The organism is Campylobacter concisus, from assembly GCF_003049085.1.
Lineage (GTDB): Bacteria > Campylobacterota > Campylobacteria > Campylobacterales > Campylobacteraceae > Campylobacter_A > Campylobacter_A concisus_H.
This window is the reverse complement of the sequence record NZ_PIQX01000007.1, coordinates 79,257-103,988: the sequence shown is the minus strand read 5'-3', so window position 1 is coordinate 103,988 and position 24,732 is coordinate 79,257. Positions and strand designations below refer to the sequence as shown.

The following is a 24,732-nucleotide window of genomic DNA, read 5'->3' as shown; positions in this document are numbered from 1 at the left end:
TCTAAGCTACAGTGTAAAAGATCACTTAATTTAAAAGCAGGGACTTATGGAAATTTTATAAAATCAAGAGAGAAAAACGAAACAAGACAAGTAAATTCTCTCTGATTTTATGGAAGTATCATACAAAATTTAAAAGGCGGACTAAGCCGCCTCTTTTTTAGTGAGTTAAGAAATACTCTTGAATTTTAGTTTTGTCGCTTGTTTTTGTAAGAGCAAGCATCAAAAGCACTCTAGCTTTTTGAGCGTTTAGATTGTCGCATGTTAAAAAGCCGTATTTTGCGTCATCGACTTCGCCGTTCATAGTTGTCTCGCCGCTTCCCACGCGTGAGTCACGAACTACCACTACGCCAGCTTTTGAAGCCTCACCAAGAGCCTCTAGCACGCTAAAGTAAGGGTTGCCGTTGCCAAGACCAGCGCTAACTATGCCTTTTGCGCCGTTTTTAACAGCCACATTTACAAAGTCAGGGTTGTCATTTGCGTGAGAGTAGATGATATCGACTCTTGGAAGCTCTTTTACGCCAGTTAGGTCAAAAGCTGAGCTTGCTGTGTGTTTTCTGATCGGATTCATATAGTATTTTACGTTGCCATAAAAGACTGTACCGATTTTGCCGCTGTTTGGTGATTTAAATGTATCAACGCCTGTTGTGTTAGTTTTTGTCACCTCACGAGCCGCGTGAATTTCATCATTCATAACAACTACAACGCCCTTGCCTACGCTATCTTTGCTGATAGCTACATTTACAGCGTTAAATAAATTTAGTGGGCCATCAGCACTTAGTGAGCCGCTATTTCTCATCGCACCTACAAGCACAACTGGCTTGTCGCTTTTAACGACTAAATTTAGAAAGTAAGCTGTCTCCTCCATAGTGTCTGTGCCGTGAGTAACGACGATACCATCGGCTTTGCCGCTGTTTAGAAGCTCATTTATTCTATTTGCAAGCTTAAGCCAAACTTCGTTGTTCATATCTTGTGAGCCGATATTTGAAATTTGCTCGCCTTTTATGGTAGCGATCTTGTTGATATCTGGCACGGCTGCGATAAGTTTATCAACCGTAACAGTTCCAGAAGTATAGCTAGAATCAAGCGAGCCTGAGCCGCTTCCTGCTATCGTTCCACCAGTAGCTAGGATGTAGATGGTTGGCTTAGCAACCGCTAAAGTAGCACCTAAAATCATGAGTAACACCGCCTTAAAGATTAAACGCATTTTAGCTCCTTTGCATTAAAATTTGCTAGAGCATTATAACGTCCTTTATTTAAAAAAATTATTAATTTTCAAAATTTATATTTATTTAAAAAATTCTTATCAAAAGCATATAAATTCCAGTTGAAACGACTATGCTAAGAAGGGCATTTTTAAATTTCAAATGCACCAAAACAGCCGTAAAAACCGCCACTATCTCGCTTAAGCCGTATGGAAACTCGCTAAATTTCGTATCTTTTAGCCCGTAGCAGACCAAAACGACCATTATCATCATACCCATATGCTTCTCGATAGCGTCCAAATAAGGATTTGACTTATAGTTTCTTAACGCATAAAACGGCGTCGCCCTCGTTATAAAAGTAGCCAAGGAGCTTAAAAGCACCGCCACAAAAAGCACCATCTCACTTGAGCTTACACTTATCAAATTTTATCCTTAAACAAAAGCAAAAATACAAAACAAAGCGCCATTGAGCCAACAAGCACAAATTTAGCTGGAAAGAGACTCACTCCAAGCACGCCAAAAAAGACCGCCGCAAAGAGCACGCGGTAATTTTTATCATTTTTAAACATCTCAATGACGACTACTATAAAAAGCGAGGTCAAACTAAACTCAAGTCCCCTTGTATCGGTCTTTATAAAATCGCCAAGTATCGCACCAAGTAGCGTTCCAGCCGCCCAGTATGACCAAGATAAAAGATTTAGCCAGGTAAAGACAAAACTTCGATCACTTGCATCTTTTAGCCCCAAATTTTTAAATATCGCAAAGGTCTCATCTGTTAGCAAAGCGATGTTTAAGAGCTTAAATTTGATCCCGCTATACTCTTTTAAAAGTGAAATCCCATAAAAAGTGTGACGCAAATTTACAAGATAGCTCACGATAAAGACCTCAACGTAGCTCGTGCCAACACTAAAGAGCGAGAGCATCATAAACTGCGCTGCTCCGCCGTATCCAAGCATGCTAAGCGCCATGGCGATAAATGCACTCACTCCCATGCTCTTTGCCAGCATGCCAAAGGCGACACCAAGCGGAAAAAAGCCCATAAAGATAGGAATGGATAGTTTAAAAACGTAGTTAAATGTCAAATTTTTACCTTCATAAGAAGCCGAAATATTAGCAAAAATTTAAAAATAAGAGTAAAAATAGAGTTAAATTTTATAAAATGATAGAAAATTTTTGGAGTTAAAAAAATGAAAAAGGTAATTCTAATTTTATTTTGTGTTCTTTTTTCTTGGAGTAAAAATTTTGATACCACTAAGCTTGAAAGTGAATGTTCTTTAAATAACGTAGAAAGCTGCACCGATCTTATCTATATCTACTTTAATAAAAATGAGCGCGATAAAATGGCAGCTATGGCAAACAAGGCCTGTGAGCTAGGCAATCCACATAGCTGTCTATTTTTAGGAAATACATATCTACAAAAAGACACCCTAGCACAAGAAAAAGAAGAAGGGCTTAGGCTTTATAATAAGGCTTGCGAACTAAAAAATGCATTTGCTTGCTACGCTCTTGCGCTTATCTACGAAACCGGAGATGCTGGTATGCCAAAAGATAAAAATAGAGCAAAAAACTACTATAAAAAAGCCTGCGAGCTTGATTTGGATGAAGCTTGCAGTAGCTTAAAAATTTCTCAGTAACTTTCATTCTTGCTCCTAAAAGCAGAAATTTTAGACGAGATGTGCCAAATTTTAATTTAGCCCAAATTAATGAGTCTATTTTATCGAGTCCTTGCCTTTTGATGTTTTATTTAAAAAGCAAAATACCTCAAGCGTAAAAGAAAGTAGTATAAGCCCAACGATAGCTAGAGTCGCGTTCATACTACCTACCTTTTAAGCCCATTTACTATTTCAAGCATCGAATCACTCGTAGTTATCGCCTTTGAGTTTGCCTCGTATGCGCGCTGACCAGTGATAAGATCGGTCATCTCTTCAACCAACTGAACGTTACTCATCTCGACAAATCCTTGTCTGATCGTACCAAGTCCGTCAAGTCCTGCCACGCCTACCACCACATTACCGCTAGCGCTTGTTTCCAGGTAGTTGTTATCACCCATTGAGTGAAGGCCAGCTGGGTTTATGAAATTTGCTAGCTCAATCTGACCTATCTGAGCCATCTCTCTCTCACCTGCTTGGAGTACTGATACGGTGCCATCTGTGCCGATAGAAATTTGCGTCGCATTCGCAGGTACGGTAATCTGAGGGATTAGCTGATAGCCATCGCTATTTACAATAGTACCATTTGCGTCAAGTTTAAAAGCACCATTTCTAGTATAAGCCGTAGTGCCGTCAGGAAGTTGAATTTGAAAAAAGCCGTTGCCAGCTATGACCATATCTAGGTTGTTGCTAGTCTCTTTAAAATATCCCTGAGAGAAAATTTTATTTATCGCTGTTGGGCGCACGCCAAGACCCACTTCGATACCCGTTGGACTTGTAGTGGTCTGACTTGTAGCCGTACCTGCATACTCCATGACTTGATACATAAGATCAGCAAATTCAGCCCTATTTTTCTTGTATCCATAAGTATTTACATTTGCGATGTTGTGTGAGGTTACGTCTATCTGCGTCTGCTGAGCTATCATACCAGTGGCCGCTGTGTAAAGTGATCTCATCATAGTTTTATCCTTTTATTAAGCTTTTAGGGCTAGTTTTTGAACAGCATCTTGGTTAAGATCGTTCATGTGGCTTGTCATAACCTTTTGATACATATCAACTAGGCGTTGGGTTTCTATTAGACCGACCATTTCTAAAACTGGGTTTACGTTTGACATCTGGGCATATCCTTGCATCACGCTGTCAGCCTCGTCAAGTTCCGTGATGTCGTCAAAATTTCTACTCTCAAAGAGATTATCTCCGACCTTTTTAAGATCTCTTATCTCTCTTGGCTGAGCGATAAAAAATTTAGAAAATTGATTGTTATTTGAGTATAAATTTCCATTTTTATCAACAGTTAGCACCTCGCCTTGTGGCACTTGGATACCTCTTTGACCATGGTTTTGTGCCTCGTAGCCACTTGGCAGCACCTTATAGCCCTCTTTTGTGACGATATAGCCGTCGCCGTCAAGGCTAAAAGAGCCATTTTTGCTAAGTTTTACGCCATTTGGAGTATCGACTAAGAAAAAAGCGTCATCTCTTTTTATCGCAAAGTCAAGTGTGTTTGAGCTGTATTTAAAGCCACCGGCACTAAAGTCGGTGTACTCTTCACTTACTTGTGGTACGCGATCAAGCGTTCTATTTAAAAATTTTGCTCCATCTTTTGTGTGATTTTTAAGTGGAAGCTCATCTTGTGTCTCTTTAAAAATTCTCGCAAAGTCACCGATAACTACGTCATTTCGCTTGTAGCCGATCGTATTTACATTTGCAAGGTTATTTGAGATCACATTTAGTCTGTTAAACTGCGTTACCATGCCAGCAGTAGCTTGATAATAACCATTTTGCATAAAATTTCCTAATCAAAATTTGATTTTTATAGCTACTAAGCAATCATCGTTCCAACTTTGTTTTTTATACACATTTACAAAATTTGGGTATAATCCACTTTCTTTTAAACAATACTTAAATCACAATTAGACGATTCGAAAGGAAATTTATGAGCGCCGCAAAAGACTCTTTTTCTCAGATAGAAGAGCTTTTCGCTGAAAATGCAAAAGGCTTTTTGACATACGAAAAATTAGTAAAATTATTAGACAAAGCTCCGACTGCTACGATAGTAAAAAAGATAGAACAACTAGCAAAAACAAATAAAGTCCAGCTCATCACATCTGCTGAGGCCGCAAAGCTTAGAAATTTAGCTGATGCTAAAAAACGCCAAGAAAATGCTCAAAAGAGCGATCAAGATATTGACGAAGATCTCGATCTTTCAGGCGAAAGTGACCTTTTAGAGTGGTCAAGATCTGATAGTCCTGTCAGGATGTATCTAAGAGAGATGGGTCAGATCGCGCTTCTTACAAAAGATGAAGAGGTGGAGATCAGCAAAAGGATCGAGCTTGGCGAAGATATCATTATCGATGCATTTTGTTCGGTGCCATTTTTGATCGATTTTATACTTGACTATAAAGAGCCGCTCATCAATAGAGAACGCCGTGTAAAAGAGCTTTTTAAGAGCTTTGAAGACGAGAGTGAAAACGAAGAGAATGAAGATAGCGAAGACGATATAGACGAGGAAGATGAGGACAACGAAGAGAATGAAACTCCTAAAAAATCAGCCAAAAACGATAAACGTGCTGAAAAAGTTATAGAGAGTTTCAAGGCTCTTGAAAAGGCAAAAAAAGAGTGGCTAAAGACTGCAAATAAACAAGATAAAGTAGAAAGCGATGACACGGCCTCAAAGATGACGCTTGCATTTAAAAAGAAAATTTTAAAAGAGAAGCTAATGGATCTTGGCCCAACAAGTAAGCTAATCAGTGAGATCGTAAAATCAATGGAGACAGCACTAAAAAGCGACGATGAATTTGACAGAGAGCTAAAACGCTTGGAGTATCGCTTACCGATGTTTAGCGACGAGCTTAAGAAAAATCACAAAAGCATACTAAAAGATATCATCAAGCTTAGTAAAGAAGAGATCGCAGCTCGTGTACCAGAAGCTACGATGGTCTCAACTTATGTCGAGATCAAAAAACTATTTACTACAAAAGAGGCGAGCAAGCAAGGCTTTGATCTTGAGCCAACAAGGCTAAAAGAAATTTTAGAGCAGATCAAACGTGGAAAGAAAATTTCTGACGAGGCAAAAGCCAGAATGGCTAAGTCAAATCTCCGTCTAGTTGTAAGTATCGCAAAACGCTATACAAACAGGGGCTTGCCGTTTTTAGATCTCATCCAAGAGGGCAACATCGGCCTTATGAAAGCGGTTGATAAATTTGAATACAGAAAAGGTTATAAATTTTCAACCTACGCCACATGGTGGATCCGCCAGGCTATTTCGCGTGCGATCGCCGATCAAGCAAGGACGATTAGGATACCTATCCACATGATAGAGACGATAAATCGTATCAACAAAATAAACCGCAAATACCTCCAAGAAGAGGGAAAAGAGCCTGATGTAAGCATTATTGCAAAAGAGGTTGGGCTAAGCGTTGATAAGGTAAAGCAAGTTATCAAGATCACAAAAGAGCCGATCAGTCTTGAAGCTCCTATCGCAAACGAAGAGGACGGAAAATTTGGAGATTTTGTCGAGGATAAAAGTTCACTTTCTCCAATTGAGCAAATTTTAAAAAGTGATCTCAGAGAGCAAATCGATGACGTGCTTTCGCAGCTAAATGAGCGCGAGAAAGCTGTCATCTCAATGAGATTTGGCTTGCTTGAGGATGAGAGCGACCGCACACTTGAAGAGATAGGCAAGGCGCTAAACGTCACTCGTGAACGCGTCCGCCAGATAGAAAGCTCAGCTATCAAAAAACTAAAACACCCAAAAGTTGGTAGAAAACTTAAAAACTACATTGAGGGCTAAAAGCCCTTTTCTTTTGGATATTTTCCTTAAGACTTTCTTTTTAGCTTTATAAAATTTAAAATTTTTTTAGTAACAAATTTCACTAACAATCTACATTGATTTTATTATTGAAAGGCTGGATTCAGCCCTCATTTAGCCATTAGATCGGCCTAAAAATAAAAATACAAAGAACCTAATATTTTTTTAAAGAATAAAATTAGATAAAAAGTATTTTACCGGTGCAAGACCGGTAAAAATTTATTCAGCTAGAAGTTTATCTAGTTTTGCAGCTAAACTCGTAGTATCGTGAGCTTTAGCTAAGCTCGTGGCATGTAGCTTTAAATTTGCTTGTAAATTTTCTTCCAAGCTCTTTGCGATATCGCTGCTATCAAGGTTCTCTACACTATTAGCATTTGCCACGCTTCTTGCGGCTAGAGCATTTATACCTCTAAATACAGCATTTTGTGTTGATCCGATCTCTGAGCGAAGTGAATTTATATTTTTTAAAATTTCACCTGTATTTGAGCCGTCATCTTTTACATTTAAAAGAGCATTTGTGCCCAAATTTATATTTTTTGTACTCTCACCTGTAAAAAATCCAAGCTCAGCATCAAATACATTTTTGCCGTTAAATTTAGCTTCTTTTACGCTATCATTCATAGCATTTCTTAGTGCGTTGATTTCGCCCTTTATGCCTTTTTGTTCATTTGCTGAGAGAGTAGGATTTGTAAGCTTACTTGAAAGCTCGCCTATTCTATCTGTGCTTTTACTTAAATTTAAAAGCGTTGAATCAGCGATTTGAAGCATGCCGATCATATCGTTTGCATTTGCCAAACCTTCGTTCAAGACATTTGTTTGCGAAAGCAAACTCTCTGCGATTTGCAAATTTGCACCTGAAGCTTTGATCTCGCTGTTTGCAGAGATAGCATTTAGTGCTTTCTTTTCGCTATTTTTTGCTTGATCTAAATAATAGTTTCCTGAAGCCTGGTTTACAGTATAAGTTCCTAACTTCATAACAACTCCTTTTTAATAATTCGCTATGAATTCTACTATAAATTCTATAAAAAGTTGCAAAATCTCTATAAAATCCATTTTTTACTCTTCTAGCCTCACTGCGACTGATTTTTTATGAGCAGTTAGTCCTTCAGCTTCAGCTAGCTGCATGCATGATTTGCCAAGATGCATGATACCTTTTCTACTCACCGAAATGATCGAGCTTCGCTTCATGAAATTTTCAACTCCAAGCGGCGAGTAAAATCTCGCACTTCCGCCAGTTGGCAATGTGTGATTTGGTCCAGCGATATAATCTCCCATCGCTTCAGGCGTAAAGTGTCCAAAAAATATAGCGCCCGCATGAGTCACATCATCGATATAGCTCAAAGCATCGTTTGTAGCGATCTCTAGGTGCTCAACAGCAAGCTCATTCATGAGAGTAAAACACTCTTTTAAATCTTTTGCCACTATTATTGCAGCTTTATTTCTTATGCTTGCACTTGCGATTGGTTCACGTTTTAGTGTCTTTAGCTCATCTTCGATGTGTCTTTGTACTGCCCTTGCGAAAGCTTCTACTGGCGTTATCAAAAAGGTACTTGCTATCTCGTCATGCTCGGCTTGAGAGAGCATATCGATAGCTATATGTCGAGGATCGGCACTATCATCAGCGATGACGCCTATCTCGCTTGGACCTGCGATCATATCGATATTTACGTCACCATAAACTAGCTTTTTAGCAGTCGCTACGTAGATGTTGCCAGGCCCTGTGATGACATCTACTTTTGGCACCGTTTCAGTTCCGTATGCCATCGCTGCGATCGCACTTGCGCCGCCTATTTTAAAGGCTGTCTTTATACCACAAAGGTGCATTGCCGCAAGAAGCAAGGTATTTACCTTGCCATTTGGCGCTGGAGTGCACACTACAATCTCTTTTACGCCAGCTACGATCGCTGGGATCGCATTCATAAGAAGCGAGCTAGGATATGCCGCCTTACCACCTGGGATATAAAGGCCAGCACGGTCAACCGCTGTGTATTTTGCACCTAGCAAGATATCATGCTCATCTTTATATGTCCAGTCATTTGGCTTTGTTCGCTCATGATAGCTTTTTATCCTATCGTGAGCTAAATTTAAAGCTACTCTCAAAGCATTATCTAGCGAATTATAGGCGGCCTCCATCTCTTTAACGTCGATTATTATGTCGCTTTTACTTGTAACGTTAAATTTATCAAATTTAGCTATCTGTGCAAAAAGTGCACTATCGCCATCTTTTCTTATCTCATCTATTATTCCAGCAACCACCGGCATTACAGCACTCATGTCATTATCACTTCGTTTAACAAGCTGTAAAAATTTACTCTCAAAATCAGCGTCACTACTATGAAAAAATTTCATTTATGCTCCTTTAATTTTAATTTTCTCTCGTATCTTTGTCTTTGTGTAATGTTACCTAAAATTCCGCCCTGGTGGATATATAAAATTTCAGCTCCAAGCCTATCTAAATTTGTAAAAAGAGTGATAAAGCCAACAGGGTCATACACTAGGTCAAATTCCACGCCGCTTTTGCAAACCTCTAGCCAAATTTCATAAAGCTCTGGGTATAAATTCCCAAAATGATACTTCTTTGGGGGATTTAAAATTTGCACCTTGCTATTTTTGTCTAGCTCATAAATTTGCTTTTTTAGATAGTCGCTGTCTCCCACGCAAGGAGTTGTAAAAACCCTAAGATCGGTATGCTTTGCCAGATAGCATGCACTAGTGCCTGTGCCAGATGGCAAAAATATATCAGGCCTTATGCCGCTTTTTTTGCTCCACTCATTTATCTCATTTGTCTGCGTGATAAAGCCAAGCTCAGCCTCACTTTGTGCCACGCCCTCGTTTATAAAAAGTGCATTTTGGCTTCTAGCTAGATCTTTAGCAAATTTCTCACGCTCATCTTTTATAAAAATTTCCATACCATTTTCAAGTGCAAATTTGAAATTTCCAACCGGATCTTGCTTTAAATTTGAGCTTAGATGAGAGACGACGTAGTAAAATTTAAGCCCCTTTAGCTTGGCAAAAAGACTTAGGCTATACATCGCATTTGACTGGCTTGAGCCGTGAGATACGATGGCTTTGATGCCGCTAAGATCGGCCTTAAAAAAATATTCTAGCTTTCTTGCTTTGTTGCCGTTAAACTCGCCTAACAGATCGTCCCTTAAAAGCCAAAATTCTCGTCCTCTTAAGCAAATTTTATCAATCACCCTTAAACTCCAAAAATTTCTCTATCTCGTTGATAGCCTCTTTATTTGAGAGTGAAAATTTGATCTCTATGCGTCTTGAAGCATCCTTGTCCTCGGCTCCGTCTTTAAAAACTAGCTCATTATAGCTTCGTCCGCTTGCAACAAGCAGCTTTCTAAGGCGAGTATCGCCATCAAATGAGTTTATAAACTCCATCACCGCGTATGCTCTTTTTTGCGAAAGCTCTAAGTTATAAATATAGTTTCCATCGCTATCTGTAAAGCCTTCGATTATGATTTGATCAATATTTGACGCGATATCCTTATCATTTAAAAGTACGTCGAAATATTTACTAAGCGTGGCCTTTAACTCCTCTTTGACCTCTTCTTTTAAGACTGCACTACCTTTATCAAAAAGTACTGAGGAGCTAAGCTTTAGCGCGCCTGAGTTTGGATCGATCTCGATGCTAGATCCCAGCCTATCCTTTAGGGCTGAGATCACTTTTACTCTGATACCGGTTAAATTTTTTACCCTGTCACGAGTGACGTTTAGATCCCTTAAAAGCTCGTCATATCTAGCCTCTCTTTGGCTTACTTGCTCGAGCAAAAATGCGATCTTGGCTAAATTTTTCTCACTGCTTTCGTTTGCGTCGCTAAGCGCTCTATCTTTTGATGAAATTTCATCATTTAGCACGATCATCTTTTGATTTAGATCAAAAATGCTGGCATTTAGCTCTTTTATGCTCGCATTTGCGTCCTTGTTTTGCTCTATAAGCTGGGCCAGTTTTTCTTTTAGGGCATCTATTTGGATGACAAAAATTTCATTTGATTTTTTTAAATTTATGTTTTCGTCGCTTATCTTTGAAAGCTCGCTTTTTAGGGCGTCATTTAGCTCTTCGAGGGTGAAATTCTTGCCCTGAGCGTCTTTTAAATTTGCTAGTGCTGTGATGATGGCTTGCTCTTTATTTTCAAGAGTGTTTTGAGTTAGGACGTATTTTACGACGACAGCGCCGATTAGCAGCATAAAAACAAAGAGCAGACCAGCCATCAAGTCCGCGTACGAAACCCAAAAGCTCGATTGATCTTGGTTATTTTTGTCTATTTTCATTGCACTAGATTTTCGATTTTTTCTATTACAGAATTTGCTTCTTTATCGATCTCGTCTATGTTCTTCTTAAGCTCAGCGATAAGGCTCTCGCGCTCTTTTTCACGCTCCAAGCTCCTGCCCTCTTGCTCATACGCTGCCTTAAATATTGTCGCACTCTCCACGAGTGAGGTTCTAAATGCCTTTAATGCCTCGTTTTGCTCTTTCATCAAAGAGAGAGAAAATTCTTTTAAAATGGCATCAAAACTCTTGATAGTCTGCTCAAATTTAAGCTGGCTCTCTTTTGTGGCATTTAAATTTCTACTAAAAATTTCGCCAAGCTTTGCATGCTCGGTTAAAATTTTAACCTCCATATCTTTAAAGGCATTAGAAAACGCGCCAACTGCCTTTAATATATCAGAGTGGATTTTTACAAATTCATCTTGTTTTAGTCCAGATTCATTTAGCATTTTTAAACTTGCACTAAGTTCTGCCTTGCTTTGATTGATGATATTTTTTTCAACCTCACAAAGCTCTTTTAGGCTATTAAATTTCTCATTTGTCTGCTCGCTTAGCTCTTTTACAAATTTATCATCAAGCACCATTTTAAAGGCGTCGTGACTATCTTTAAAGTAGCCCACACTTGCTTTCATGAAATTTGCATTTAGCTCATTTTCCTGCCAGAAAAACTCACGGCTTAGCTCTTTTTGCTCGCTGTAAAATCTCTCAAATTTACTAATGCCGATCTTTTCAAAAAACATCCACCAAAGCGCTAAAAATATGCCGTAAATCGATACATAAAACGCCGTAGCCACGCCGTTTAGTAGTATAGCGATCTCTTTTTCAAGTCCGTTTGCAGTGCTTGAGCTAAAGCTTGGCATGGAGATAGCGATACTGATAAATGTGCCCAAAATTCCAAGCATAGGAAAGACTGCTTGGCCGATGTTTGCTAGGTTGTCATTTCTAAAATTTCTTGTATAGCTCTCGAAAAAATCTTCAAATTTAGCGTTTGCCTTTTTGACGCCTGAAATTTCAAAGAGATGAGCGATGATAAATTCTTTTAGCCTTATCTTGTACTCTTTAGCATTTGCTAAGAAATTTGAGTAAGCTACCAAGGCGCTGTGGCGTGAAAATATAAAAGCTACAAAGAGTATAACGCCCATCATCACGATGGTGTGAAGCTTCATCTGAAAATTTATAACACCAAGATACGCTAGTATCGCCAAGATGTAGATAGCTAAAGGGATAAAGATAACTTTAAAAAAGACAAAGAAAGAGTGAGCTTGGCGCTCTTTTGGCACGCTTAGCTCACTAAAATCATTTTGATTTTGCATAGGATTAGTTCCTATTTAGGCAGTTTAAGTCGCTAAAAGCAGTCTGAAGACGCTTAACCATGCTCTCCTCGCCACTTCTTAGCCATTTCCTTGGGTCGTAGTATTTTTTATTTGGCTTATCTTCGCCCTCTGGGTTGCCGATCTGACCTTGCAAGTATGCTCTATTTTTGGCCTCATACTCGCGCACGCCATCCCAGAAAGCCCACTGAGTATCGGTGTCAATGTTCATCTTGATAACGCCGTAGCTAACAGCATTTTTAATATCTTTTAGCTCGCTGCCACTACCACCATGAAATACAAAATTTACTGGCTTGTCGCTTTTTGTGTTAAATTTCTTAGCAACATAGGCTTGTGAGTTTTTAAGAATTTCTGGTCTTAGCACGACATTGCCTGGTTTATAGACACCATGAACGTTGCCAAAACTAGCCGCGATGCTAAATTTATCGCTTATCTTGCTTAGTCTTTCATAAGCAAGCGCGACGTCCTCTGGCTGGGTGTAAAGAAGTGCGTTATCAACGCTTGTGTTATCTACGCCATCTTCTTCGCCACCAGTGACGCCAAGCTCGATCTCTAGGCTGATGCCAAGCTCGCTAAGCTCTTTTAGATACTTCTCGCATGTGCTTAAATTTTCGTTGATATTCTCTTCGCTAAGATCAAGCATGTGAGAGCTAAAAAGTGGCACTCCGTGAGTTTTTTTATACTCATGGCTTGCTTTTACTAGCTCATCTATCCAAGGCAAAAGCTTTCTAGCAGCGTGGTCAGTGTGTAAAATGACTGGCACGCCGTAAGCCTTAGCAAGCAGATGAACATGCTTTGCGCCAGCGATCGCACCAAGAACGGCTGCATTTTCGCAGGCTTTACCAGCGTAAAAACCTGCACCGCCATTACTAAACTGAACGATAACAGGCGAGTTAGCAACCTTTGCCGCTTCTAAAACAGCATTTACTGAGTCGCTGCCTACGACATTTACAGCAGGTATTGCAAAACCTTGCTCTTTGGCATAAGCATAAAGTTTTGTTACATCATCTCCGCTTAAAACACTAGGTTTTACGATATCTAAAACGCCCATTTTATCCTCCAAATTTTATTTGTATTCTATCTTTGCTTTTTGGCGTAGAGCTTCACTTTTTTGTCTAACAGCAGCTTGAAATTTCTCCATTTTTACAGCTTGCTCGATCTCTGGTTTTGCTTGTTCAAAGCTTACAGTGCCAGCAGCTTTGCCATCTTCTTTTAAGATAACGTGGTAACCAAACTGAGTTTTAACTGGCTTAGTTGAAACTGTGCCATTAGCCATTGAAAATGCTGCGTCTGCAAAAGGTTTTACCATTTGGCTTTGACCAAACCAGCCAAGCTCGCCGCCGTGTGCTGCTGAGCCTTTGTCGATTGATTTTTGGCTTGCTAGCTCTGCAAATTTCTTAGTTAGAGCCTCGCCTTTTAAATTTTTAAGTTGAGCGATGATGTCATTTGCTGTCTTTTCATCTTCAACTAAGATATGTCTTGCTCTTGCTTGAGCTGGTTGGTTCATGCTAGCTTTGTTTTTGTTGTAAAAATCTCTTAAATCGCTATCGCTTACCTTTATACCGTCAAATAGTTTTCTCATATAAAGCTCAACTGCGATGCCTTCTTGTGCAGCTTTTACAGCCTTGATGTAATCAACATCTTTTTCAATGCCTGTCGCTTTTGCGTCTTTTAAAAGAAGTTTTCTATTGATTAGATCGTCGATTATACGTTTTTTCTCATTTGGTTGAAGCTTGCTAGCGTCAAAACCTGGCATAGCCGCTGATAAAAGTGCTGAGATATCGCTATCGTTTATAGCATCTCCATCAACTGTTGCAACTACTGCTGCGTTTAGAGTGACAGCTGCAGCTAAACTTAAAACTGCTGGAAACAAAAATTTTTTCATATAAATCCTTTAAAAAATTGATTTTATGGGCAAGATTATATCAAATAATGCGGTAACTTTTCGTTTAACTTGCAATTTTAGGTAAAATAGCCAAATGAGAACAAAAAAAGATATTTTAGAGATAAAAAGAAGACTTTTGGACGAATTTAAAGATGCCAAAAGCGAGCTTAAATTTAGAAATTTATATGAACTTCTTGTCTGCGTCATGCTCTCAGCTCAGTGCACAGACAAAAGGGTAAATTTGATCACACCTGCCCTATTTGAGGCATATAAAGATGTTTTTGAGCTAGCTAGCGCAAATTTAGCCAGTCTAAAACTCATGATAAACTCGTGCAGCTTTTTTAATAACAAAGCGGTAAATTTAATCAAAATGGCAAACAGCGTGGTTGAGCTCTATAATGGAGAAATTCCGCTTGATGAAGAGAAGCTAAAAGCGCTTGCTGGAGTTGGACAAAAGACCGCTCATGTCGTACTTTTAGAAGCTACAAATGCAAATGTTATGGCTGTTGATACGCATGTTTTTAGAGTGGCGCACAGACTTGATCTTAGCCATGCAAAAACACCAGAAGCTACTGAAGCTGATCTTAGCCACGCCTTTAAAACAGATCTTGGTAAGCTTCATCAAGCCATGGTGCTCTTTGGACGTTACACCTGTAAAGCCAAAAAACCGCTTTGCCATGAGTGTATCTTAAATGATCTTTGTAACAGCAAGGACAAGATTATTTAATCTTCTCAAGCTTTGCTAGAAAATTTTTAGCATCTATAAAACCGATAGTTCTAAGAAATTTTAGTTCATCGCCACCATTAAATAGCAAGAGTGCAGGCGGATCAATAAGCCCAAAATTTCTTAGCATCTCATCATTTTGTGATCCACCATTTGTTACATCAATACGAATAAGTGCAAAATTTGTCAAAGCATCTATAACATCACTATCTTTAAAAGTGATCTTTTCTATCTCTTTGCAGCTTACACACCAATCAGCATAAAAATCTACTAAAACGGGTTTGGTTGAGTTTTTTATTACCTCATTTAGTTCATCTAAATTTTTAACGGAATTAAATTTTAACGCACTATCACTTTTTGCCAAATTTAGTCCAGAAAGCGGAGAAAAAGCCTCCTTTGAGCCCAAAAATGAACCAACTATTAGCATAACTGAATATATAAAAACTAGGATAAAAAACGCTTTTTTAAACTTAGTCCAGCTTTGCTCTGCTACTTCAAATGCCCCAAAATAAACTGCCATAAAAACGCCTATAATGCCATATCCTAATAGCTCAAAAAATTCTCCTAGCACACGCGCAAGGATCCAAACCGCCATGATGAGCATTAAAAAACCAAAGAATTTTTTCACTTCATCCATCCAGCTACCAGGTTTTGGCAAGAGCTTTCCAGAGCTTAGCCCAATAATAAGCAGTGGCACGCCCATGCCAAGCCCCATGACAAAAAGCATAATGCCACCATAAAAGATATTTCCACTTTGGGCAATATAAAGAAGCGCACCAGCTAATGGTGCTGCAACGCAAGGTGATACGATGAGAGCTGAAGCAAAACCCATAATAAAAATTCCAACATAGCCTGAACTATTTTGCGATTTTTTACTTATCAAATTTTCAAATTTTGCTGGCAATTTTATATCATAAAATCCAAACATGCTAAAGCTTAAAATGACAAAAATGGCCGCAAAAGTACCAAGTACATAGATGTTTTGCAAAGCTCCTGCGATACCAAAGCCAAGTAGGCTAGCTGCCACTCCAGCTAGTGCATAAGCTAGGCTCATCGCGACAACATAGATAAATGATAGTAAAAAGCCTTTTTTTGCATTTAAATTAGCACCTTTTGAGACGATTATGCTTGAAAGTATCGGTATCATCGGAAAGACGCAAGGTGTAAGTGAAAGCAAGAGACCATAACCAAAAAAAGTAAGAAGTGAGATAAAGAAATTTTTATCTCCAAGCCCATTTGCGATATCTTGCTCGCTAGAAAATTCTTCAGCAAAGCTGTCGGTATCGCTTTTTTGCTCTTTTTTAAAAGTGGCGATGCTAAATTTTCCAGCTTGGTCAGTTATCTCATAAATTCTGCTTTGCGGGCGGTAGCAAATGCCGTTTTTAGCACAGCCTTGATAGTTAATGTCAAGTATCGCTTTGCCATTTGAAAGATTTTCTTTTACTAAATTTAATGGGATAAAAATCGAAAAATCTTTTGGATAAATTTCGTATTCTCCCGTATTTTCACTACTTGGCAAATTTAATAGCTCATTTATCTTTTTGCCAGCTAGCTTAATCTCAAAACTCTCCTTATAAAGATAGATATTTTCACCAAAGTTAAACTTCACTTCAACATTTTGACTATCAATGCTTGGAGTTAAAACAAAGGCTTTGCTAACATCTAAAACCTCGGCAAAAAGTGAGCCTACAAATAAAATAATCGAAAAAAGAAATTTTAAAAACATACTAATCCTTGCTAAATTAAAAAAGATGATTTTAGTCTAAATTCTTAAATTTATTCTATTTTATTGTAAAATCGTGAAAATATGTGAAATTTTAAAGGAGCAAAGATGTCAAAAGACAAAAAACACCAAAAAAGCGAGAAACTTGGCTATGAGGAAGAGCTTAGACTACTTCAAATTGAACTTTTAAAATTTCAAAATTACGTAAAAGAAAAAGGCCTTAGAGTACTCATGCTAATGGAAGGGCGCGACGCAGCTGGTAAAGGCGGAACAATAAAACGCCTAACTGAGCATCTAAATCCAAGAGGTTGCCGTATAGTAGCGCTTGCTAAGCCAAGTGATGTCGAAAAAACACAGTGGTATTTTCAAAGATATGTGACTCATCTACCAAGTGCCGGAGAGATAGTGATCTTTGATAGAAGCTGGTACAATAGAGCTGGTGTTGAGCCAGTGATGGGCTTTTGCACGCAAGAAGAGCATAAGGAATTTTTACGTGAAGTGCCAAAATTTGAAGAGATGATCATAAACTCTGGCATAATTTTTTTTAAAATTTATCTTTCAATCACAAAAGATGAGCAGAAAAAACGCTTCAAAGAGAGGCAAAATGATCCGTTAAAGCAGTTTAAAATTTCACCCGTTGATCAAAAAGCACAAGAACTTTGGGATCAATACTCTATCGCTAAATATTCGATGCTTCTTGCCTCTCACAATAGCATTTCACCATGGGTCATTGTCTCAAGCGATAACAAAAAAGAAGCTAGGCTAAATGTCTTTAAATTTATCCTAAGTCACGTTGAATATCCAAAAAAGATAAATGACTACTTGGAATTTGACAAAAACGTCGTAAGAGATGGAAGTGAAGAGATAAAGCGCATAGAAGAAGGGCTAAATAAAGATAAGTTAAAGAGTATCGATTAGAACACTTTTAACTTCTAGCTGGCGATTTGCTTAGATTTGTTAGCTAAATTTTTAAGCCCACCACATTACTTTTGCTAAAATGACCATTATTAGGCAAAGTACTAGAGCTATTAAATGTGAAAATTTACCAAATGGATCAGGCTTTTTTAAAATAACGACATTAAAAACAGAGATAAAAGTTACAAGGCACATTATGAGTAAGACAAAAATTTTTATAAGCAGTAGCTTTTGAAAGTTGCTTTGCCACCAGCCAAGCTCGCCTCCAAAATAGTCTTTTGCCATATAAGTGCCACTTATTAAAAGCAATAAAAATGCCGTGCCAAAAACCTTTGCGCTGCCTTTTGTGTAGGCCTTTTTAACTATTTCAAGGGTTTTAGCATCAACCGTTTTTTTAGCAAATGGATATATGCAAACATCGAAAAATACGTATCCTATAAATACAATGGCACAAATTAAATGAGTAATCAAAAAAAATAAGTACATTTTTAGCCTTTTTGTTTGGCATTATATAAATTTTAACTATTTAAACTGCTTATTTTGAATCAATTTTAAGAATTTATGAAGATAATTTTATAAAAGAGCAAGGCAAGCGCCCTGCTCTAGGAGTTCTACTCGACTTCAGCGTCTATAACGTCGTCGTCTTTTTTATTATTTCCGCCGTTTGCTCCAGCGTTTTCATCTTTTTTATACATAGCTTCTGCAAGTTTGTGGCTAGCTTTGCTTAGAGCTTCTACTTTAGCATCGATTTGCTCTTTTGAAGAGTTTTCATCTTTTAAGACCTCTTTTAGATCATTTAACGCAGCTTCGATGTTACTTCTATCTTCAGCTGGAACTTTCTCGCCAAGCTCGCTCATGCTCTTTTCAGTTTGATGAACTAGTGCGTCAGCTTGGTTTCTAGCTTCAACTGCGTCTTTGCGCTTTTTGTCCTCTTCTTTATGAAGCTCGGCGTCTTTTACCATGCTACTTATCTCATCTTCGCTTAAGCCGCTTGATCCAGAGATAGTGATGTTTTGGGCTTTGCCAGTCGCTTTATCTTTTGCTGAAACGGTTAAAATTCCGTTTGCGTCAATGTCAAATTCAACTTCGATTTGAGGTACACCTCTTGGAGCTGCTGGGATGCCTTCGAGGTTGAAATTTCCAAGTGATTTATTATCCCTTGCAAACTCACGCTCGCCTTGTAAAACCATGATAGTAACGGCACTTTGGTTATCTTCAGCGGTTGAGAAGACTTGACTTTTCTTAGTTGGTATGGTTGTGCCTTTTTCGATGATCTTGGTCATTACGCCGCCAAGTGTTTCGATACCAAGACTAAGTGGAGTAACGTCAAGAAGTAGTACATCTTTAACGTCGCCTTTTATGACCGCACCTTGGATCGCAGCACCGATAGCCACGACTTCATCTGGATTTACGCTCTTATTTAGCTCTTTGCCAAATGCCTTTTTAACCTCTTCTTGAACAAGTGGCACACGAGTTGAACCACCGACCATTACGACCTCTTTGATGTCGCTCTTGCTTAGACCTGCATCTTTGATGACTTCATTTATCTTAGTGATAGTCTCGCCCACAAGTGAGTCGATCATGCCTTCAAATTTAGCGCGAGTTAGCTTTTTGACAAGGTGTTTTGGACCAGTCGCATCAGCTGTGATAAATGGTAAATTTATCTCAGTCTCTTGAGCTGAGCTTAGCTCTTTTTTAGCATTTTCAGCTGCTTCTTTCAAGCGTTGAAGTGCCATGATATCGCCTTTTAGATCGATACCAGTTTCGTTTTTAAACTCACTTACCAACCAGTCGATGATCTTGTTATCAAAGTCATCGCCACCTAAGAATGCATTACCGCCAGTTGCCAAAACTTCAACGATGTTATCGCCAGTTTCAAGCACTGTAACGTCGAATGTACCGCCACCTAGGTCATAAACTAAAATTTTCTCAGCCTCTTTTTTATCAAGACCATAAGCAAGCGCCGCAGCTGTTGGCTCGTTGATGATACGAAGCACATTTAGTCCTGCGATAGTTCCAGCCTCTTTTGTAGCCTTTCTTTGGCTATCGTTAAAGTACGCAGGCACAGTGATGACCGCGTCTGTTACCTTTTCGCCAAGATATGCTTCAGCGTCTTCTTTTAGCTTGATAAGAATTTTTGCTGAAATTTCTTGCGGAGTATAGACTTTACCAGCGATCTCAACCGCGCAAGCGCCGTTTCTATCTACGACGTGATATGGCAAGCGAGCCTTTGCCTCTTCAGCATTTTTTTCATTGCTCATCAAACCCATGATGCGTTTGATAGAATATATCGTTTTTTCAGGGTTTGTAACTGCTTGACGTTTTGCGACGTCACCTACTAGAATTTCACCTTTGTCTGTAAAAGCAACAACAGATGGAGTTGTGTTTTTGCCCTCTTTATTTGGGATAACCTTGCTCTCGCCGCGCTCAAAAACGCTCACACAAGAGTTTGTTGTACCTAAGTCTATACCTATAACTTTTGACATATTTTTCCTTTATTAGATTTATTTTTTAAATTTAGTTTGCCACACTGACCATAGCTGGGCGCAAAACCCTACCATTTATCATATAGCCTTTTTGTAAAGCTTGCACGATCTGACCGCTTTGCTTCTCCTCACTATCGACCCTTAAAACGGCATTATGCACATTTGGATCAAACTCGGCATCAGTTGCGATCTCGCTCACGCCATGCTTTTCAAAACATTTCTTGAACTGATTTATCGTTATCAAAATGCCCTCTTTGATCTTTTTAGCAAATTCATCATCCTCTGGATCAAAATTTGCAGCGATCTCGAGCGCATCGATGACTGGTAGCAAGTCCCTTGCAAATTTCTCATTTGCATAGCTTGCAACGTCTGCTTTCTCTTTTTCATAACGCTTTTTGATATTTTCAAACTCAGCATTTGCTCTGTAATATTTATCAGTGATCTCGCCAAGCTCTTTTTCGAGCTTCTCCACTTTTGAGATATCGCCAAGTGCATCTAAATTTACACTATCGCTAGCTGCCTCTTGCACAGGCTCAACCTCAGGTAGATTTTGCTCTTTTACCTCTTCGCTCACGCGGCCTCCTTTATTAGATTTATAAATTTCACATAATCAGTATAAACACTGCCAGCACAGATCATCTGCGCCTCGCTACCAAGGTAGTTTGCTTTAAATTTAAGCCCCATGTAATTTTCATCAAACATAGGAGAAAATGTAAGCTTTTCGTCCATCTGCAAGCTAAAACTTGGGTCAAAAACCATCTTAAAGTGTCTATCCTTAAACATATCAAAGGCTAAAATTTCATTTTCTTGGAAGTAAATTTTAGTCCTTTTAAGCTCTCTTATCTTGTTTTTTAGTTCGCTTAAGCCAACTTGAGAACAGATAAGCTCAAGCTTGTCTAAGCTAACTCCGATAAGGTTGTTTAAAAATTTATACATCCTAGCATCAAATTTAATGGCGATCTCATCGCCACTAAAATTTAAAACCAGATATCTATCATTTAAATTTAAAATTTCTAGCAACTCCTTATCGATCGTACCAAAAATCATACAATAAAGCTCAAACTCATCACAGAGCATCTTTAGGCTTCTTGGGTCATTTATCTCTAAATTTATGTCGCTCTCAGTAAAAATTTCACTCCAATATCTTCTCATCGCAGCGATAGTTGGGATCCTGCCGCCACTTATGTGAAGCTTTGTGATCTCGCCCTCATCTGAAAGCTTTTTAAAATAAACACGTATCGTCGATGCTGGTATCGCCATGCTCATACGAGAGCCAAGCTCGTTTGAACCAATAGGCGCATTGTCCTGCAAATAGGCTTCAATGATAGAATTTAGTATCAAATCGCGTTTATTTGTTTTACTCACTTTTAGCACTCTTTCTTTTTAATTGCTAAGCGGATTATACAACTTTAGTTTATCAATGTCAAGTATTTAAGTTAAAATAATTTATTTATATATCTTTAGTCTATATAACTAAGCTTTTTTAATATTAATTGCATAAGCCTTTCCGAAAATAAAATTATAATAAACAAGTAAATAAACTTAAAAGTCTTTTATATTGCTTCTACTTTTTAATATTTCTATACGTTATTACGTATTGATATAATGTTTTATAGTATAATATATAATATTTTTTAATTTATTTATACGTATTACTATTATTTATATATTATTTTATGTATATTTAATAAAATAATCCGTATAATACTTTAATGATTGAAACAAGTGATATATTTAATTTGCTTCACAATGCAGTTGAGGCAAAAAATATCGGTAAGAAAATTTCACAAGCAAAAATGGCAGAGGAACTTGGCGTGCCTATGAGGACATATCAAGATTGGAGGCTTGGCAACTCAAAGCCACAAGCTGCTGCTGCAGTTTGTAAGCTACTATGTGAGCTTGACGATGATGAAATATTATTTGTTATCAATAAGATGAGAAAGTTGTTAGGAAAATAGATGGAAAATTTGACACAAAAAGAGAGAATAGACCTTGAAAGAGTGTTTGCAGCTATCTGCACTAAGAAAGAGCCTAAATTTTTAGGTTTTTATAAAGACTTTTACTCGAGTGCAATTTTAAAATTTTACGTTGTTAAAGACAGAATTAAAAAAATAAAAATCAAGAAAAATTAGTTTTATATTGTTTGAGCAAAAACACTTTTTGGTACTTTTAAAGGTTAATAATTTAGATAAATTCTCCTTAAATATTGACGTTATTTAAAGAGAATTTACCGACTTATTTTTTACCAAATTTAGCTAGAGCTCTTTGGTAGTCCTCTTCGCTATCGATGCCGATACTTTGACTTTCAACCTCTAGCATCGCTATCTTTTTGCCATTTTCTAGGGTACGGAGCTGCTCGAGCTTTTCGGTATTTTCAAGGCTTGAAGTAGCAAGAGCGCAAAACTCTTTTAAGCTTTTTACACTGTATCCGTAAATGCCAAGGTGCGCTTTGTAGCTTTTACACTCGCTTCTGTTAAATGGTATCCTTGATCTTGAAAAGTAAAGTGCATATCCCTCAAAATCAGTCACTACCTTAACTAAATTTTTATCATCCGCAAACTCATCATCCATCTTTTTATAGCAAGAAAACATAAAAGCTTTTTCCCTATTTTGCTCGCAAAATGCCCTAAATTTAGCGATATTTTCAGGCTCGATAAATGGCTCATCAGCCTGAACATTTATGATGATCTCGCTCTCATTTAGCCCCAAAATTTGCGCTGCTTCGTTTATCCTATCAGTCCCGCTTTGATGATCTTTGCTAGTTAGCACCGCTTTTATACCGTGAGCTTTGGCAATATCCAGCACACTTTGCTCATCCACAGCAACCACCACATCATCCACGCCACTTACTCTAAGAGCCGTTGCCACAAACATTGGCACGCCATTTATCTCTTTTAAAATTTTATTACTAAACCTTGTTGAAGCAAGGCGAGCTGGGATGATTATCATCGCTCGATCCATTCTAGGACGCACTTTTCTATCTCGTCCTCTTTTATGATGTTTTTGTGTAAAATTTTCGCGCTAAATAGCGAATTAATTGAGCTTGGCACGCTGTCATTTAAGATTTTAGCGGTCTTTGCCAGCGCATCTTTCTCATCTTTTGTATCTTTGATCTGGCACGCTTTGATCATGCTTGGCGTAAATTTCACCCAGTGCGCGGTCGATGTGATGACGTTTATGCGGCTAGCATCCACCATCTTAAAGCAAGTAGCTGTATGCGGATCGATCGCATAGCCGCCCCTTGCGAGCTTTGCGATGTATGCCTCACACTCTTTATCGTCGCACCAGCTAGCCTCAAAGTCCTCTTTTAGCGCTTCAAGCTCTTGCTTACTAAGCTTATAAAATTTATTTTTAGCTAGGCTTTGCATGAGTTCATTGGTTCTAACGCTACCAAATTTATCAAATAGCAAGCGCTCGACGTTTGAGCTGATCAAAATGTCCATGGCTGGGCTTATCGTCTTAACCAGCTTTTTATCTCTTAGGTCGTAAACGCCAGTGGTGAAAAACTGCGTCAAGATGTTGTTTGCATTTGAGGAGATCTTGATCTTACCGATCTTTGCGCCCATTTTTTTAGCGTAATATGCCCCAAGTGCGTTGCCAAAATTTCCACTTGGCACGATGATGTCAAAGCTCTCATTTACCTTAAGCGCCTTTTGCTTTAGTAAATTTGCATAAGCGTAGGCGTGGTATATGATCTGAAAGAGAATTCTGCCAAAATTTACCGAGTTTGCCGCACTTAGTTTAAGGCGCTTTTTCTTAAGCTCAGCCTTAAATTTATCATTTGCAAGCAGCGTTTTAAGTGCTCTTTGGGCGTCGTCAAAGTCGCCTTTTATGCCAAAAACCTTTAAATTTTCACCCTGCATGGTCTGCATCTGAAGCTTTTGAACCTCGCTCGTGCCGCCATCTGGATAGAGGCAAACGACCTTGATATTTTCGTCATTTGCAAAAGTCTGAAGTGTCGCAGGTCCAGTGTCACCGCTAGTTGCGCACATGATAAGGTATCTTTCGCCTCTTTCATTTGCTAGCTGGCTAAGCAGCGAGCCAAAAGGCTGAAGCGCCATATCCTTAAATGCCCTAGTTGGGCCGTGATATAGCTCGTTTACGTATAAATTTTTATCTATTTTTTTAAAAATGACTGGGTGCTTTGGATCGTCAAAACTCGCGTATCTCTTAACCGCCTTTTTGAAAAACGCCTCTGGCACATCAAATTTAAATAGTGATATGATATAAAGTGCGAGTTTCTCGTAGCTTAATTGTGAGAGCTCTTGCCACTTTGATTTTGTTATTTTTGGAAGCTTTTTTGGCGCGTAAAGTCCGCCGTGAGCAGAGCTTGGGCTAAGCATAGCTGTGCTTAAATTTACATTTTTTATCTTTTCATCTTTCACGCTTCTAGTTGGTGTTAGTCTCATTTTTTACCTTTTTTGGTTGATTTTTTTATCCATTTTTTATATTTTTTAAAGACCTCTTTTGGCTTTAAGGATAGAATTTCTGGGATTTCGTAGCTGTGGTGCTTTCTTATAAATTTAGCTACTTTTTTAAATTTAACGTCCGTTTTTATGAGTAAAATTTGCTCTTTTTCATCGCAAAGCTCCTTTTGCCAAAGATAAATGCTTTTTGCGCTGAAGCCACTTACACAAGCTGCAAGGCTCTTTTTTACGAGCTTCTTGCTTAGTTTCTTTGCTTCTTTTTTCTTTGCGACTGAGGTGATTAAAATTCTCATTTTGATCTAAA

At 38.4% G+C, this 24,732-nt stretch carries 26 protein-coding genes; 6 read left to right on the top strand and 20 right to left on the bottom strand.

Annotated features, from left to right (window positions below):
- Window positions 1-157: 157 nt before the first annotated feature.
- The 3 genes from CVT13_RS08920 to CVT13_RS08910 all read right to left on the bottom strand — a co-directional run bounded on the left by CVT13_RS08920 (window position 158) and on the right by CVT13_RS08910 (window position 2,284).
- Window positions 158-1,204, bottom strand: coding sequence for a type II asparaginase (locus tag CVT13_RS08920; RefSeq protein WP_107812318.1), 1,047 nt, complete (start codon window positions 1,202-1,204; stop codon window positions 158-160).
- 85 nt (window positions 1,205-1,289) lie between these two features.
- Complete coding sequence (locus tag CVT13_RS08915) at window positions 1,290-1,625, bottom strand: branched-chain amino acid transporter permease (protein ID WP_107812317.1); 336 nt, start codon at window positions 1,623-1,625, stop codon at window positions 1,290-1,292.
- Complete coding sequence (locus CVT13_RS08910; protein ID WP_107812316.1) at window positions 1,622-2,284, bottom strand: AzlC family ABC transporter permease; 663 nt, start codon at window positions 2,282-2,284, stop codon at window positions 1,622-1,624. Before CVT13_RS08910 ends, CVT13_RS08915 begins: the two co-directional genes overlap by 4 nt.
- Window positions 2,285-2,389: 105 nt before the next feature.
- Between CVT13_RS08910 and CVT13_RS08905 the strand changes: the two genes are divergently transcribed.
- On the top strand, window positions 2,390-2,836 hold the full coding sequence (locus CVT13_RS08905) for a tetratricopeptide repeat protein (protein ID WP_107812315.1): 447 nt from the start codon (window positions 2,390-2,392) through the stop codon (window positions 2,834-2,836).
- Window positions 2,837-3,021: 185 nt separating this feature from the next.
- Here CVT13_RS08905 and flgG read toward each other — a convergent pair whose 3' ends face one another.
- Both flgG and CVT13_RS08890 read right to left on the bottom strand, forming a co-directional pair.
- On the bottom strand, window positions 3,022-3,810 hold the full coding sequence (gene flgG / locus CVT13_RS08895) for a flagellar basal-body rod protein FlgG (RefSeq protein WP_021091447.1): 789 nt from the start codon (window positions 3,808-3,810) through the stop codon (window positions 3,022-3,024).
- 15 nt (window positions 3,811-3,825) lie between these two features.
- A complete protein-coding gene (locus tag CVT13_RS08890) occupies window positions 3,826-4,635 on the bottom strand; it encodes a flagellar hook-basal body protein (protein WP_107812314.1) in 810 nt (269 codons plus the stop codon).
- A gap of 149 nt (window positions 4,636-4,784) precedes the next feature.
- On the opposite strand from CVT13_RS08890, the gene rpoD reads away from it, so the two are divergent.
- The gene (gene rpoD, locus CVT13_RS08885) at window positions 4,785-6,641 is read left to right on the top strand and encodes an RNA polymerase sigma factor RpoD (RefSeq protein WP_107812313.1); all 1,857 of its coding nucleotides are present in this window, start codon (window positions 4,785-4,787) and stop codon (window positions 6,639-6,641) included.
- A 237-nt stretch (window positions 6,642-6,878) separates the two neighbouring features.
- Here the strand turns inward: rpoD and CVT13_RS08880 are convergent, their stop codons facing one another.
- The 7 genes from CVT13_RS08880 to CVT13_RS08850 form a co-directional block, all read right to left on the bottom strand.
- A complete protein-coding gene (locus CVT13_RS08880) occupies window positions 6,879-7,634 on the bottom strand; it encodes a flagellin (RefSeq protein ID WP_199907292.1) in 756 nt (251 codons plus the stop codon).
- 81 nt (window positions 7,635-7,715) lie between these two features.
- Window positions 7,716-9,008 (bottom strand): histidinol dehydrogenase, encoded by a 1,293-nt coding sequence (gene hisD, locus CVT13_RS08875; RefSeq protein WP_107812312.1) that lies wholly within the window; start codon window positions 9,006-9,008, stop codon window positions 7,716-7,718.
- A complete protein-coding gene (locus tag CVT13_RS08870) occupies window positions 9,005-9,856 on the bottom strand; it encodes a pyridoxal-phosphate dependent enzyme (RefSeq protein WP_107812311.1) in 852 nt (283 codons plus the stop codon). Before CVT13_RS08870 ends, hisD begins: the two co-directional genes overlap by 4 nt.
- A complete protein-coding gene (locus CVT13_RS08865; protein ID WP_107812310.1) occupies window positions 9,849-10,940 on the bottom strand; it encodes an OmpA family protein in 1,092 nt (363 codons plus the stop codon). Before CVT13_RS08865 ends, CVT13_RS08870 begins: the two co-directional genes overlap by 8 nt.
- On the bottom strand, window positions 10,937-12,250 hold the full coding sequence (locus tag CVT13_RS08860; RefSeq protein WP_107812309.1) for a MotA/TolQ/ExbB proton channel family protein: 1,314 nt from the start codon (window positions 12,248-12,250) through the stop codon (window positions 10,937-10,939). Before CVT13_RS08860 ends, CVT13_RS08865 begins: the two co-directional genes overlap by 4 nt.
- 4 nt (window positions 12,251-12,254) lie before the next feature.
- Window positions 12,255-13,319, bottom strand: a complete 1,065-nt coding sequence (gene fbaA / locus CVT13_RS08855) for a class II fructose-bisphosphate aldolase (RefSeq protein WP_107812308.1) — start codon at window positions 13,317-13,319, stop codon at window positions 12,255-12,257.
- Between the two features lie 15 nt (window positions 13,320-13,334).
- On the bottom strand, window positions 13,335-14,153 hold the full coding sequence (locus CVT13_RS08850; protein ID WP_009294116.1) for a peptidylprolyl isomerase: 819 nt from the start codon (window positions 14,151-14,153) through the stop codon (window positions 13,335-13,337).
- Between the two features lie 94 nt (window positions 14,154-14,247).
- Here CVT13_RS08850 and nth point away from each other — a divergent pair, with 94 nt between their 5' ends.
- Window positions 14,248-14,880, top strand: coding sequence for an endonuclease III (gene nth, locus CVT13_RS08845; RefSeq protein ID WP_107812307.1), 633 nt, complete (start codon window positions 14,248-14,250; stop codon window positions 14,878-14,880).
- On the opposite strand, the gene dsbD is transcribed toward nth, so the two are convergent.
- Window positions 14,873-16,603, bottom strand: a complete 1,731-nt coding sequence (gene dsbD / locus CVT13_RS08840) for a protein-disulfide reductase DsbD (RefSeq protein ID WP_107812306.1) — start codon at window positions 16,601-16,603, stop codon at window positions 14,873-14,875. The two genes, nth and dsbD, sit on opposite strands and share 8 nt — an antisense overlap.
- A 105-nt stretch (window positions 16,604-16,708) precedes the next feature.
- Between dsbD and ppk2 the strand changes: the two genes are divergently transcribed.
- Window positions 16,709-17,518, top strand: coding sequence for a polyphosphate kinase 2 (ppk2, locus tag CVT13_RS08835; protein WP_021091543.1), 810 nt, complete (start codon window positions 16,709-16,711; stop codon window positions 17,516-17,518).
- 51 nt (window positions 17,519-17,569) lie between these two features.
- Here the strand turns inward: ppk2 and CVT13_RS08830 are convergent, their stop codons facing one another.
- From CVT13_RS08830 to CVT13_RS08815, 4 genes are all read right to left on the bottom strand, one after another.
- Window positions 17,570-18,001: a trehalose-6-phosphate synthase gene (locus CVT13_RS08830; RefSeq protein ID WP_107812305.1), complete on the bottom strand. Its 432-nt coding sequence runs from the start codon at window positions 17,999-18,001 to the stop codon at window positions 17,570-17,572.
- Window positions 18,002-18,126: 125 nt separating this feature from the next.
- Window positions 18,127-20,001, bottom strand: coding sequence for a molecular chaperone DnaK (gene dnaK / locus CVT13_RS08825; RefSeq protein WP_107812304.1), 1,875 nt, complete (start codon window positions 19,999-20,001; stop codon window positions 18,127-18,129).
- A 31-nt stretch (window positions 20,002-20,032) separates the two neighbouring features.
- Window positions 20,033-20,575 (bottom strand): nucleotide exchange factor GrpE, encoded by a 543-nt coding sequence (gene grpE / locus CVT13_RS08820; RefSeq protein ID WP_009294121.1) that lies wholly within the window; start codon window positions 20,573-20,575, stop codon window positions 20,033-20,035.
- Window positions 20,572-21,366, bottom strand: coding sequence for an HrcA family transcriptional regulator (locus tag CVT13_RS08815; RefSeq protein WP_107812319.1), 795 nt, complete (start codon window positions 21,364-21,366; stop codon window positions 20,572-20,574). Before CVT13_RS08815 ends, grpE begins: the two co-directional genes overlap by 4 nt.
- 347 nt (window positions 21,367-21,713) lie before the next feature.
- On the opposite strand from CVT13_RS08815, the gene CVT13_RS08810 reads away from it, so the two are divergent.
- Together CVT13_RS08810 and CVT13_RS10320 are read left to right on the top strand one after the other, a co-directional pair.
- Window positions 21,714-21,959, top strand: a complete 246-nt coding sequence (locus CVT13_RS08810; RefSeq protein WP_072594609.1) for a DNA-binding protein — start codon at window positions 21,714-21,716, stop codon at window positions 21,957-21,959.
- A complete protein-coding gene (locus tag CVT13_RS10320) occupies window positions 21,960-22,133 on the top strand; it encodes a hypothetical protein (RefSeq protein WP_199907291.1) in 174 nt (57 codons plus the stop codon).
- A gap of 103 nt (window positions 22,134-22,236) precedes the next feature.
- On the opposite strand, the gene kdsB is transcribed toward CVT13_RS10320, so the two are convergent.
- From kdsB to cutA, 3 genes are read right to left on the bottom strand one after another with little or no spacing between them, the layout of a single operon-like run.
- The gene (gene kdsB / locus CVT13_RS08805) at window positions 22,237-22,950 is read right to left on the bottom strand and encodes a 3-deoxy-manno-octulosonate cytidylyltransferase (RefSeq protein ID WP_107812303.1); all 714 of its coding nucleotides are present in this window, start codon (window positions 22,948-22,950) and stop codon (window positions 22,237-22,239) included.
- Complete coding sequence (gene thrC, locus CVT13_RS08800) at window positions 22,947-24,410, bottom strand: threonine synthase (protein ID WP_107812302.1); 1,464 nt, start codon at window positions 24,408-24,410, stop codon at window positions 22,947-22,949. The genes kdsB and thrC overlap by 4 nt, the downstream gene beginning before the upstream one ends.
- Window positions 24,407-24,721 carry a divalent cation tolerance protein CutA gene (cutA, locus tag CVT13_RS10690; RefSeq protein WP_107812301.1) on the bottom strand — a complete coding sequence of 105 codons (315 nt, stop codon included), beginning with the start codon at window positions 24,719-24,721 and terminating at the stop codon, window positions 24,407-24,409. Before cutA ends, thrC begins: the two co-directional genes overlap by 4 nt.
- Between the last annotated feature and the right edge of the window lie 11 nt (window positions 24,722-24,732).

What these genes read in the sequence shown, in the direction of transcription:
- CVT13_RS08920 (WP_107812318.1), bottom strand. Translation starts at nt 1,204, where the DNA reads ATGCGTTTAATCTTTAAGGCGGTGTTACTCATGATTTTAGGTGCTACT.
- CVT13_RS08905 (WP_107812315.1), top strand. Translation starts at nt 2,390, where the DNA reads ATGAAAAAGGTAATTCTAATTTTATTTTGTGTTCTTTTTTCTTGGAGT.
- flgG (WP_021091447.1), bottom strand. Translation starts at nt 3,810, where the DNA reads ATGATGAGATCACTTTACACAGCGGCCACTGGTATGATAGCTCAGCAG.
- CVT13_RS08890 (WP_107812314.1), bottom strand. Translation starts at nt 4,635, where the DNA reads ATGCAAAATGGTTATTATCAAGCTACTGCTGGCATGGTAACGCAGTTT.
- rpoD (WP_107812313.1), top strand. Translation starts at nt 4,785, where the DNA reads ATGAGCGCCGCAAAAGACTCTTTTTCTCAGATAGAAGAGCTTTTCGCT.
- CVT13_RS08880 (WP_199907292.1), bottom strand. Translation starts at nt 7,634, where the DNA reads ATGAAGTTAGGAACTTATACTGTAAACCAGGCTTCAGGAAACTATTAT.
- hisD (WP_107812312.1), bottom strand. Translation starts at nt 9,008, where the DNA reads ATGAAATTTTTTCATAGTAGTGACGCTGATTTTGAGAGTAAATTTTTA.
- CVT13_RS08865 (WP_107812310.1), bottom strand. Translation starts at nt 10,940, where the DNA reads ATGAAAATAGACAAAAATAACCAAGATCAATCGAGCTTTTGGGTTTCG.
- CVT13_RS08860 (WP_107812309.1), bottom strand. Translation starts at nt 12,250, where the DNA reads ATGCAAAATCAAAATGATTTTAGTGAGCTAAGCGTGCCAAAAGAGCGC.
- fbaA (WP_107812308.1), bottom strand. Translation starts at nt 13,319, where the DNA reads ATGGGCGTTTTAGATATCGTAAAACCTAGTGTTTTAAGCGGAGATGAT.
- CVT13_RS08850 (WP_009294116.1), bottom strand. Translation starts at nt 14,153, where the DNA reads ATGAAAAAATTTTTGTTTCCAGCAGTTTTAAGTTTAGCTGCAGCTGTC.
- nth (WP_107812307.1), top strand. Translation starts at nt 14,248, where the DNA reads ATGAGAACAAAAAAAGATATTTTAGAGATAAAAAGAAGACTTTTGGAC.
- dsbD (WP_107812306.1), bottom strand. Translation starts at nt 16,603, where the DNA reads ATGTTTTTAAAATTTCTTTTTTCGATTATTTTATTTGTAGGCTCACTT.
- ppk2 (WP_021091543.1), top strand. Translation starts at nt 16,709, where the DNA reads ATGTCAAAAGACAAAAAACACCAAAAAAGCGAGAAACTTGGCTATGAG.
- CVT13_RS08830 (WP_107812305.1), bottom strand. Translation starts at nt 18,001, where the DNA reads ATGTACTTATTTTTTTTGATTACTCATTTAATTTGTGCCATTGTATTT.
- dnaK (WP_107812304.1), bottom strand. Translation starts at nt 20,001, where the DNA reads ATGTCAAAAGTTATAGGTATAGACTTAGGTACAACAAACTCTTGTGTG.
- CVT13_RS08810 (WP_072594609.1), top strand. Translation starts at nt 21,714, where the DNA reads ATGATTGAAACAAGTGATATATTTAATTTGCTTCACAATGCAGTTGAG.
- CVT13_RS10320 (WP_199907291.1), top strand. Translation starts at nt 21,960, where the DNA reads ATGGAAAATTTGACACAAAAAGAGAGAATAGACCTTGAAAGAGTGTTT.
- kdsB (WP_107812303.1), bottom strand. Translation starts at nt 22,950, where the DNA reads ATGATAATCATCCCAGCTCGCCTTGCTTCAACAAGGTTTAGTAATAAA.
- thrC (WP_107812302.1), bottom strand. Translation starts at nt 24,410, where the DNA reads ATGAGACTAACACCAACTAGAAGCGTGAAAGATGAAAAGATAAAAAAT.
- cutA (WP_107812301.1), bottom strand. Translation starts at nt 24,721, where the DNA reads ATGAGAATTTTAATCACCTCAGTCGCAAAGAAAAAAGAAGCAAAGAAA.